This window comes from Azospirillum formosense, assembly GCF_013340925.1.
Taxonomy (GTDB): domain Bacteria; phylum Pseudomonadota; class Alphaproteobacteria; order Azospirillales; family Azospirillaceae; genus Azospirillum; species Azospirillum formosense.
The window spans coordinates 1-9,853 of the sequence record NZ_WHOR01000218.1 but is presented as its reverse complement, the minus strand read 5'-3'; the positions used below and the strand labels follow the sequence as shown (position 1 = coordinate 9,853).

Annotated in this window: 9 protein-coding genes; 1 reads left to right on the top strand and 8 read right to left on the bottom strand. The window is 68.0% G+C overall.

The genetic code is table 11. The features are described 5' to 3' along the window. Positions 1-13: 13 nt before the first annotated feature. From ilvC to GBZ26_RS22190, 6 genes are all read right to left on the bottom strand, one after another. Positions 14-1,033: a ketol-acid reductoisomerase gene (ilvC, locus tag GBZ26_RS22215; protein ID WP_035672698.1), complete on the bottom strand. Its 1,020-nt coding sequence runs from the start codon at positions 1,031-1,033 to the stop codon at positions 14-16. A 162-nt stretch (positions 1,034-1,195) separates the two neighbouring features. Then, the gene (ilvN, locus tag GBZ26_RS22210; protein WP_174440724.1) at positions 1,196-1,702 is read right to left on the bottom strand and encodes an acetolactate synthase small subunit; all 507 of its coding nucleotides are present in this window, start codon (positions 1,700-1,702) and stop codon (positions 1,196-1,198) included. A gap of 50 nt (positions 1,703-1,752) precedes the next feature. Continuing rightward, positions 1,753-3,516: an acetolactate synthase 3 large subunit gene (locus GBZ26_RS22205; protein WP_174440723.1), complete on the bottom strand. Its 1,764-nt coding sequence runs from the start codon at positions 3,514-3,516 to the stop codon at positions 1,753-1,755. A 305-nt stretch (positions 3,517-3,821) separates the two neighbouring features. Beyond that, positions 3,822-5,036 carry an aminotransferase class I/II-fold pyridoxal phosphate-dependent enzyme gene (locus tag GBZ26_RS22200; RefSeq protein WP_222069796.1) on the bottom strand — a complete coding sequence of 405 codons (1,215 nt, stop codon included), beginning with the start codon at positions 5,034-5,036 and terminating at the stop codon, positions 3,822-3,824. An 18-nt stretch (positions 5,037-5,054) separates the two neighbouring features. Continuing rightward, positions 5,055-6,047: a tRNA (adenosine(37)-N6)-dimethylallyltransferase MiaA gene (miaA, locus tag GBZ26_RS22195; protein WP_174440722.1), complete on the bottom strand. Its 993-nt coding sequence runs from the start codon at positions 6,045-6,047 to the stop codon at positions 5,055-5,057. 92 nt (positions 6,048-6,139) lie between these two features. Further along, positions 6,140-6,628 carry a cupredoxin domain-containing protein gene (locus GBZ26_RS22190; protein ID WP_174440721.1) on the bottom strand — a complete coding sequence of 163 codons (489 nt, stop codon included), beginning with the start codon at positions 6,626-6,628 and terminating at the stop codon, positions 6,140-6,142. 160 nt (positions 6,629-6,788) lie between these two features. On the opposite strand from GBZ26_RS22190, the gene serB reads away from it, so the two are divergent. Further along, complete coding sequence (gene serB, locus GBZ26_RS22185; protein ID WP_174440720.1) at positions 6,789-7,700, top strand: phosphoserine phosphatase SerB; 912 nt, start codon at positions 6,789-6,791, stop codon at positions 7,698-7,700. A 101-nt stretch (positions 7,701-7,801) separates the two neighbouring features. Here the strand turns inward: serB and GBZ26_RS22180 are convergent, their stop codons facing one another. Beyond that, positions 7,802-9,331, bottom strand: a complete 1,530-nt coding sequence (locus tag GBZ26_RS22180) for a DegQ family serine endoprotease (protein WP_174440719.1) — start codon at positions 9,329-9,331, stop codon at positions 7,802-7,804. A 258-nt stretch (positions 9,332-9,589) separates the two neighbouring features. After that, a complete protein-coding gene (locus tag GBZ26_RS22175) occupies positions 9,590-9,778 on the bottom strand; it encodes a DUF2065 domain-containing protein (protein WP_174440718.1) in 189 nt (62 codons plus the stop codon). Positions 9,779-9,853: the final 75 nt, after the last annotated feature.

Here is a 9,853-nt window from a genome sequence, read left to right as displayed (position 1 = left end):
GTCCAGGAACCGATCAGTTCTTGGACTTATCGACCAGACGGCGCTCGGCGATCCACGGCATCATGGCGCGCAGCTTCTCGCCGACCTGCTCGATCGAATGCTCGGCGTTGCGGCGGCGGGTCGCCTTGAAGGACGGCTGGCCGGCCTTGCACTCCAGCATCCAGTCGCGGACGAAGCGGCCGGTCTGGATGTCCTCCAGAACGCGCTTCATCTCGGCCTTGGTCTCCGGGGTGATGATGCGCGGGCCGGTCTTGTAGTCGCCGTATTCGGCGGTGTTCGAGATCGAGTAGCGCATGTTGGCCATGCCGCCCTCATACATGAGGTCGACGATCAGCTTCACCTCGTGCAGGCACTCGAAATAGGCCATCTCCGGGGCATAGCCGGCCTCGGTCAGCGTCTCGTAGCCGGCCTTGATCAGCTCGGTCAGGCCGCCGCAGAGCACGGCCTGCTCGCCGAACAGGTCGGTCTCGCACTCTTCCTTGAAGGTGGTCTCGATGATGCCGGCGCGGCCGCCGCCGATGGCCGAGGCGTAGGACAGGGCGATGTCCAGCGCGTTGCCCGAGGCGTTCTGGTGCACGGCCACGAGGCAGGGCACGCCGCCGCCGCGCTGGTATTCGCCGCGGACGGTGTGGCCGGGGCCCTTCGGCGCGATCATGAACACGTCGAGGTCGGCGCGCGGCTCGATCAGGTTGAAGTGCACGTTCAGGCCGTGCGCGAAGGCGAGCGCGGCGCCTTCCTTCAGGTTCTTGGCGAGGTCGTCGCGGTACAGGTCGGCCTGCAGCTCGTCCGGGGTGAGGATCATCACCACGTCGGCCCAGGCGGCGGCCTCGGCCGGGGACATGACCGTGAAGCCGGCGTTCTCAGCCTTCTTGATGGTGGCCGAGCCGGGGCGGAGGGCGATGCGCACGTCCTTCACGCCGCTGTCACGCAGGTTGTTGGCGTGGGCGTGGCCCTGGCTGCCGTAGCCGACGATGACGACCTTCTTCCCCTTGATCAGGTTCACGTCGGCATCACGATCATAATAGACGCGCATGGTGGTCTTCCTTGGATTTTTCGATCTGGTGGTGCGAGTTTTGCGCAGCGGAATTACTCCACCGGCGAAAGGGCCGCGTCAAGCAGAACACTGTTCGGTAGACGGATAAAGGACGGCGGGCTGGGTCGCTTCAAACTCATGGCCCGCCGTCAAAGGCCGGGATCAGAACCCGGTGGGACCTTTGGACATGGCGACGACGCCGGTCCGGCTGGCCTCGACGAGGCCGAGCTGGGCCATCAGCCCGACGAAATCGTCGACCTCCGCCGTCGTGCCCGTCAACTCGAACACGAAGGAGGTCAGGGTGGCGTCCACCACCTTCGCCTTGAAGATGTCGGCCAGGCGCAGCGCCTCGATGCGGCGCTCGCCGGTGCCGGCGACCTTGACCAGCGCCAGCTCGCGTTCCACCGAAGGCCCCTCGTCCGTCAGGTCGTGCACCTTGTGCACCGGCACGAGCCGGTCGAGCTGGGCCTTGATCTGCTCCACCACCATGCGGGTGCCGGAGGTGACCAGGGTGATGCGCGACAGGTGGTCGGCGTTGTTCACCTCCGCCACCGTCAGGCTTTCGATGTTGTAGCCGCGGCCCGAAAACAGGCCGATGACGCGTGCCAGCACGCCCGGCTCGTTGTCCACCAGCACGGCGATGGTGTGCTTCTCGATCTTCTCTTCCACGATCCGTACTCCGCCAGAGGGCCTTCAACCGTTCGTCTTGGTCGCCGCGATCAGACCAGCACCATGCCGTCTTCCGGCGTGGCGTCGGACGGGCTGTCCTCCGGACCGAACAGGATTTCGTTGTGGGCCTTGCCGCCGGGGATCATCGGGAAGCAGTTCTCCTTCGGGTCCACGGCGATGTCGATGATGCAGGGGCGGTCGGTGACGGCCAGCATCTTCTCGATGACCTCGTCCACCTCGGCCACCGTGGTCGCGCGCAGGCCGACGCAGCCCCAGCTTTCCGCCAGCTTCACGAAGTCGGGCAGCGCCTCGGAGTAGCTGTTGGAGTAGCGGGAGCCGTGCAGCAGCTCCTGCCACTGGCGCACCATGCCCATGTACTTGTTGTTCAGGATGAAGATCTTGACCGGGGCGCGGTACTGCACCGCCGTGCCGATCTCCTGCATGTTCATCAGGAAGGACGCCTCGCCCGACACGTCCACCACGATGGCGTCGGGGTGGGCGAGCTGGGCGCCGATGGCCGCCGGCAGGCCGTAGCCCATGGTGCCCAGCCCGCCGGAGGTCATCCAGCGGTTCGGCTCGTCGAAGGGCAGGAACTGGGCGGCCCACATCTGGTGCTGGCCGACCTCGGTCGTCACGTAATGGTTCTTGCCGCGCAGCGCCTCGCGCAGCCGCTCCAGCGCGTACTGCGGCTTGATCACCGCCTCGGTGCGGTTGTAGTTCAGGCAATTGCGGGCGCGCCAGCCTTCGACCTGCCCCCACCACTCCTTCAGGGCGGTCTGGTCGGCGCGCTTCTGGCGGGCCTTCCAGATGCGGATCATGTCCTCCAGGACGGCGCCGGCGTCACCGACGATGGGGATGTCCACCGCGACGTTCTTATTGATCGAGCTGGGGTCGATGTCGACGTGGATCTTCTTCGAGCCCGGCGCGAACTCCGACAGCTTGCCGGTCACGCGGTCGTCGAAGCGGGCGCCGATGTTGATCATGACGTCGCAGTTGTACATGGCGAGGTTCGCCTCGTACGTGCCGTGCATGCCCAGCATGCCCAGCCACTGCGGGTCCGACGCCGGGAAGGCGCCCAGCCCCATCAGCGTCGAGGTGATCGGGAAGCCGGTCATCTTCACGAACTGGGTCAGCAGCTTGCCCGCGATCGGGCCGGCGTTCACCACGCCGCCGCCGGTGTAGAAGATCGGGCGCTTGGCGGTGGCGATCAGCTCGATGGCCTCCTCCACGCGGGCGATCTCGGGCTTCACCTGCGGACGGTAGGTCTTGTGCTTCACCTCGGTCGGCGGGATGTAGGTGCCGTCGGCGAACTGCACGTCCTTCGGGATGTCGACCAGCACCGGGCCGGGACGCCCGCTGCGCGCCACGTAGAAGGCCTCGTGCATGGTGCGGGCCAGCTGGTTGACGTCCTTCACCAGGTAATTGTGCTTGGTGCAGGGGCGCGTGATGCCGGTGGTGTCAGCCTCCTGGAAGGCGTCGTTGCCGATCAGGTGGGTCGGCACCTGCCCGGACAGGCAGACCAGCGGAATGCTGTCGCACAGCGCGTCGAGCAGGCCCGTCACGGCGTTGGTGGCGCCGGGGCCGGAGGTCACCAGCACGCAGCCCACCTTGCCGGTGGAGCGGGCGTAGCCTTCCGCGGCGTGCACGGCGGCCTGCTCGTGCCGGACGAGGATGTGCTTGATGTCGTTCTGCTGGAAGATGGCGTCGTAGATCGGAAGTACCGCGCCGCCCGGATAACCGAAGATGATGTCGACGCCCTGGTCCTTCAGGGCCTTGATGACGATCTGCGCGCCGGTCAGCTTCTGTTCGGGCATAGCTCACGACCTTCCAATGGGGGCCCCTCATTTCACGGGCGGCCCTGTTCCTTCTCAAACCCCGGCGATGGCCTGCTGGGAAAACAAGGGGTTATCCCCAAAGGCGAAGGCCGGGACCGGCAAACTAGACAATTCGTCCGTCTTTGGTCAACCCATTTTGCGAATGATCGAAAAGATTTTTTGCCGCAGTTTTTCCAAATATTTCGCAAGCTGGAAAGACCGCCCTCCCCTCAAAGCCGCCCGCAAACGCGAACGGCCTGCCCCGCGGGTGCGGAGGCAGGCCGTTGCGCAAGAGATGGCGGAGGTTACGCCGCGACGGTCTGAAGCAGGCCGCAGAGGCGGCGGATGCCTTCGCGGATGCGCTCCGGGTTGTTGTTGGAGAAGCTGAGGCGCAGCGTGTTCTTGCCCGAGCGGTCGGCGTGGAAGGCCGAGCCGGGGACGAAGGCGACGTTGGCGTCCTTGATGGCGCGGGCCAGCAGGTCCACCCCGTCGGTGCCCTCCGGCAGCTCGATCCAGACGAACATGCCGCCTTCCGGCTTGGTCCAGGTCACCCCGGCCGGAGCGAACTCGGCCAGCGCGGTCAGCATGGCGTCGCGGCGCTCCTTGTAAGCGGCGCGCAGCCGGCGGATGTGGCTGTCGAAGTTCTGCGACACCACGTCGTGCAGCACGATCTGGTTGATGGTGCTGGTGTGCAGGTCGCCGGCCTGCTTCATCAGGACCAGCCGGTTGATGACCTCGGCCGGGCCGTTGATCCAGCCCACGCGCAGCGCCGGCACCATCGTCTTGGAGAAGGAGCCGCAGAAGAGCACGTTGGTGATCTTGCCGCCGTTGCGGGCGGCGTCCAGCGCGACCATGGACGGGATCGCTTCGCCTTCGTAGCGCAGCTCGGTGTAGGCGGCGTCCTCGACGATCGGCACGCCGTGCTTGGCGCAGAGGTCGAGCAGCGCCTCGCGGCGGGCCAGCGAGATCGTCGTGCCGTTGGGGTTCTGGAAATCGGGGACGAGGTAGAAGAACTTCGGCTTCTGCTCCAGCGCCGCCTCCACCGCGGCGAGGTCCGGACCCTCTTCGTCGCCGGGAACGGAGAGATACTGCGGCTCGTAGGGCGAGAAGGCCTGGAGTGCGCCGAGATAGGTCGGGCGGGTCACCAGGATCTTTTCGCCCGGCCCGATCAGCAGCTTGCCGACGAACTCCAGGGCCTGCTGCGACCCGCTGGTCACCAGCACCTCGTCCAGCCCGGCCTGGATGCCGCGGCGGCCCATGTAGGCGCCGATCCACTCGCGCAGCGGCGTGTAGCCCTCGCTGATGGTGTACTGGAGCGCGCCGCCGGCCCCGCTGTTGGACTGGAAGATCTTCTCATAGGCGCGGGCGATGGCCGCGGTCGGGAAGAAATCGGGGTCTGGGATGCCCCCGGCGAAGGAGATGATCTCCGGCCGCTGGAGCAGCTTCAGCAGCTCCCGGATTTCCGAGGCCCCCATGCCGGCGACGCGACCGGCAAACACGTTTCCCCAATCGACCGTCACTTTCAATCCTCCTGAGGGTCAACGACGCAACGTCGTTTCAAGATAGGTCAGTATTGCTTCACTAAGTGGTCTTGTGTAGAGCGAATTGATCGTATGGCAGCCATGCAGCGCAGAGGCCGGAGGCCGCGCCGCGAGCTGATGGCGGAACCATGTGACCTGCCGCTTCGCGTAGCGGCGCGTCGATTGCTGAGCCAGCGCAATGGCTTCGTCGAGCGTCAGCGCGCCGCGCAGATGGTCGCGCAGTTCTGGCACGCCCAGCGCCTTCATCGCCGGCAGGTCGGGGTCGAGGCCGAGCGCATCCAGACGCCGCACCTCCTCCAGCGCCCCCTGCCCCATCATCACGCGGAAGCGGCGGTCGCAGTTGGCGTAGAGCGCGTCGCGCGGCGGGTCGATCACCAGCACGGCGAAGGCCAGCCCCTCCGGCGCCCCCTCGGCGCGCTGGGTCTGCCAGTGGGACAGCGGATGGCCGGTGGCCTCCAGCACCTCCCAGGCGCGGGTCAGGCGGGTGGTGTCGCCGGGGTTCAGCTTGGCCGAGGCCGGGTCGCGGCGCACCAGCTCCGCGCGGAACGCTTCGCCGCCCAGGTCCCGCAGGCGGGCGTGGGCGGCCTTGCGGACCTCGTCGGGGACGGCGGGGACGGCGCTCAAGCCCTCCATGAGCGTGCGCAGGTAGAGACCGGTGCCGCCGACGACGATGGGCAGGCGCCCGGCGGCGTGCGCCTCGGCGATCTCGGCCATCGCCATGTCGCGCCAGCGCGCCGCGGACCCGCGCTCCGCCGCCGGCAGCACGCCGTAGAGGCGGTGCGGGGCCTGCGCCAGATCCTCCGCCCCCGGACGGGCGGTCAGCACGTCCAGTTCGGCGTAAAGCTGCATGCTGTCGGCGTTGATGACCGTGCCGTTGCGCGCCAGGGCGATGTCGAGCGCCATGCCCGACTTGCCCGAGGCCGTCGGGCCGCCGATCACCACCACGTGCCGGTGCTGCACATCCCGGTTGCGCGGGCTGTCCTCTGCCATGTCGCCTTGCCTGACGTTCCTCCGGCTACAGCGTATGGCAGGGGAAGGCGCGGCTTGGCAAGGGCGACCGGTGCGGCGACCGGTGCGGGGCCTCAGCGAACCGTGATCGTCCCGGTCATGCCGAAGCTGCTGTGCAGCGGCTCGTGGCAGGCCAGGTCATAGGTGCCGGCCTGGACCGGAATGAACTCCACCACATCGGTCTGGCCGGCGGGGATCTCCAGATTCACCAGGGCCGGCGTCTCGACGGCGCCTTGCGCGGTGGTGACCCGGCGCACCGCGATGGCCTTGAAGAAGCCTTCGGAGGTGAAGGTGTGCGCGACGTTGCCGCGGTTCTCCAGCGTCAGGCGGTACGGGGTTCCCCGCTCGAAGGCCAGACGGTCGGGCTGGAACTGGAACTCGTCCAACTGCACGGTCACAGGGCGGGCCTGCGCCCAATCCACCGCCGAGACGCGCGCCGCCACGTCGCCGACATAGCCGGGCGGCGGGCGCTGCGCCAGATCCGTCCCGGCGCCGCATCCGGTCAGGATCAGGGTGAAAGCGAGAAGGGACGGGATAAGAAGGGTGGCAGGCCGCTGGATCATGGACGAACCCTCCGGCGATTTGAGCGGAAACGCGGCGGGAGGCGCCCGGGTCCCCAGCGCGGAATGTCTACGACGCTTGGCGGAGTGGGTTGGCGGAGGGTCCCGGCTGTGCTAGGGAGCGCGCGCGCCCTTCCCCACGGCTCTTCCAGGATCGCCCGCCATGAGCGCTGTCGTTACGCTGATCGCCGCCGCCTCCGCCGTTCTCGACGAGCAGGCCGTGCAGGCCGCCCGCGCGTCCTTGACCGCGCTGGGGGCCGACACCGCCAAGCCGGACTGGCTGGCGCCGGACCGCGCCTGCGACATCGCCGAGGAAGGGCTGGTGCCCGAGCAGGCCGAAGCCGCCGTCCGCCGCGCACTGGCCAATCTTGCGTCGGGCGGCCTCGCCGTGGACGTCATCGCCCAGAAGCCGGGCAACCGGAAGAAGCGCCTGCTGGTTGCCGACATGGAATCGACGATCATCGAGCAGGAGATGCTGGACGAGCTGGGCGATTACGTCGGGCTGAAGGACCACATCGCCGCGATCACCGCCCGCGCCATGAACGGCGAGATCGACTTCAAGGGCGCGGTGCGCGAGCGGGTCGCCCTGCTCAAGGGCCTGAACGAGAGCGTCGTCGACGAGGTGTGGCAGCGCGCCACGCTGATGCCGGGCGCCAAGACTTTGGTTTCCACCATGCGCGCCAACGGGGCGACCTGCGTGCTGGTCTCCGGCGGATTCCGCTGCTTCACGGAGCGGGTGCGCCAGTGGGTCGGCTTCGACGACGACCGTGGCAACGTGCTGGAGGTGGTCGACGGCGTCATGACCGGCGCGGTGGTCGAGCCGATCCTCGACAAGGACAGCAAGCTGGAGTCCCTGCTCGCCTACGCCGGGGAGCGCCACGTTCCCACCGTCGAGACCATGGCGGTCGGCGACGGCGCCAACGACCTGCCGATGCTGCTGGCCGCCGGTCTGGGCGTCGCCTTCCACGCCAAGCCGACGGTGGCCGCCCAGGCCCGCGCCCGCGTGGACCATGGCGACCTCACCGCCCTGCTGTTCGCCCAGGGCTACCGGATCGGGGAGTTCGTGGAGGGCTGACCGCCCACCCTTGACGGGCACACTCCGCGCCTCACAAAGCGAAAGGGCACCGGCGGTCTCCCGCCGGTGCCCTTTTCGTTTGGCCGCAGCCCAGTCCCCGATCAGCCCTGGCTGAGCGGGATGGCCACGAAGCGCAGGTCGCCGTGACGGTCCACCAGCAGCAGGATGGACTTCTTTCCCTGCTCCTTGGCCTTCTGGATCTTGGACGTCACGTCCTCCGGCTTGCGGACCTCCTCCTGGCCGACCTCGATGATGACGTCGCCGGCGCGGATGCCCTTTTCCGACGCGGTGGAGTTGCCGGCCACCTCGGTCACCACGACGCCCTTCAGCTCGGGCTTGATCTCGAACTGCTGGCGCAGTTCGGGCGTGATGTTGGTCAGCTTCAGCCCCAGCGTCTCGGTCGGCTTCTGGGCCGGGGCCTGCTGCGGCTGGCGGCGCTGCTCCTCCGGATTGGCGGCGAGAAGGCCCGATTCCTCGGCGGCCTCAAGCTCGCCCACCTTCACCTGGAGCTGCTGCGACTTGCCCTTGCGCCACACCTCGACCGGGACGGCCTTGTCGATCGGCGTCTCGGCGACGACGCGCGGCAGGCGGCGCATCTCGTTGATCTCCTTGCCGTCGAACTTGGTCACCACGTCGCCCGCCTGGATGCCGGCCTTGGCCGCCGGGCCGTTCGGGGTGATCGAGGCGACCAGCGCGCCCTTGTGGCCCTGCAGGCCCAGGCTCTCGGCGATCTCCGGGGTCACGCCCTGGATGCGCACGCCCAGCCAGCCGCGGCGGGTCTTGCCATACTCGCGAAGCTGCGCGACCACCTGCTTGGCCAGGTTGGACGGGATGGCGAAGCCGATGCCGACCGAACCGCCCGACGGCGAGAAGATCGCCGTGTTGATGCCGATGACCTCGCCGTTCAGGTTGAACATCGGGCCGCCGGAATTGCCGCGGTTGATCGAGGCGTCGGTCTGCAGGAAGTCGTCGTAGGGACCCGCGTTGATGTCGCGCTGACGGGCCGAGATGATGCCGGCGGTGACCGAACCGCCCAGGCCGAACGGGTTGCCGATGGCCAGCACCCAGTCGCCCACGCGCATGGCGTCCGAATCGCCGAAGGGAACGGCGACGAGCGGGTGGTTGGTGGTGATCTTCAGCAGGGCGACGTCGGTCTTCGGGTCCTTGCCGATCAGCTCCGCCTTGATGTTGGTGTCGTCCTGCAGGATGACGGTGATCTCGTCGGCGTCCTGGATGACGTGGTTGTTGGTGACCACGTAGCCGTTCTTGGCGTCGATGATGAAGCCGGAGCCGAGCGAGGTGGACTTGCGCGGCTGCTGCGGCTGGTCCTGCTGCTGGCGGTCGAAGAAGTCGCGGAAGAACTCCTCGAACGGCGAGCCCGGCGGGAACTGCGGCATCTCGGGACGGGCGCCCTGCTGGCGCTGCGGCACCGCCTGGCTGGTGGAGATGTTGACCACGGCGGGCAGCAGCTTTTCCGACAGGTCGGCGAAGCTTGTCGGCGCCGGGCGCGACTGGGCCATGGCGGGGGTGCCGACGGCGGCGGACAGCCCCAACAGGAGAGCGGCGATCAGCGGCACGACGCGCAGCCGGCGGCCGGATTCGGCGCGGTGGATGGGGTGGTTCGGGTTCAACTCAGCTCTCCCTGCCGGACGTCCGGCACCTTCTTGTTCCAATCGGCCATTTGTTCCAATCGGCTCGCGGGTTTCATGCGAATCGCGGTCCGAGGGGGCGCGTCACCGATCCGTGTGCCGGATGTAATCCCCGCGCGTCATCGCTTCAAGCAAAGGCGCACGGGTCCCCTCCGCCACGGAGGACGCGCGAGTATAGAAGTCGGAGTATGGCCGGAAAATGGCGGCGCGGTCCAGCGACGCGCGCGCGGCAAAAGGGTGTCAGGCGCCCCGCAGAAGCCAGACGAATCCGACGCCGGCCATCGCCGTCGCCAGCCCGACGGCGCGCAGCCGGTTCTCCGGCATCGTCAGCGCTTCGACGATCAGGCGCCGCATCGTGGTCGGGAACAGCGCGTAGAGCGCGCCCTCGATCACCAGGACCAGAGCCAGCGCGGTGAGGAAATCCGTCATCGGTCGGGCGGCACTTCGGATAAGGAGTTCAGGCCGGGAAGACAAAATTGGGGTGGGAGAACGGGAGCCCCCACC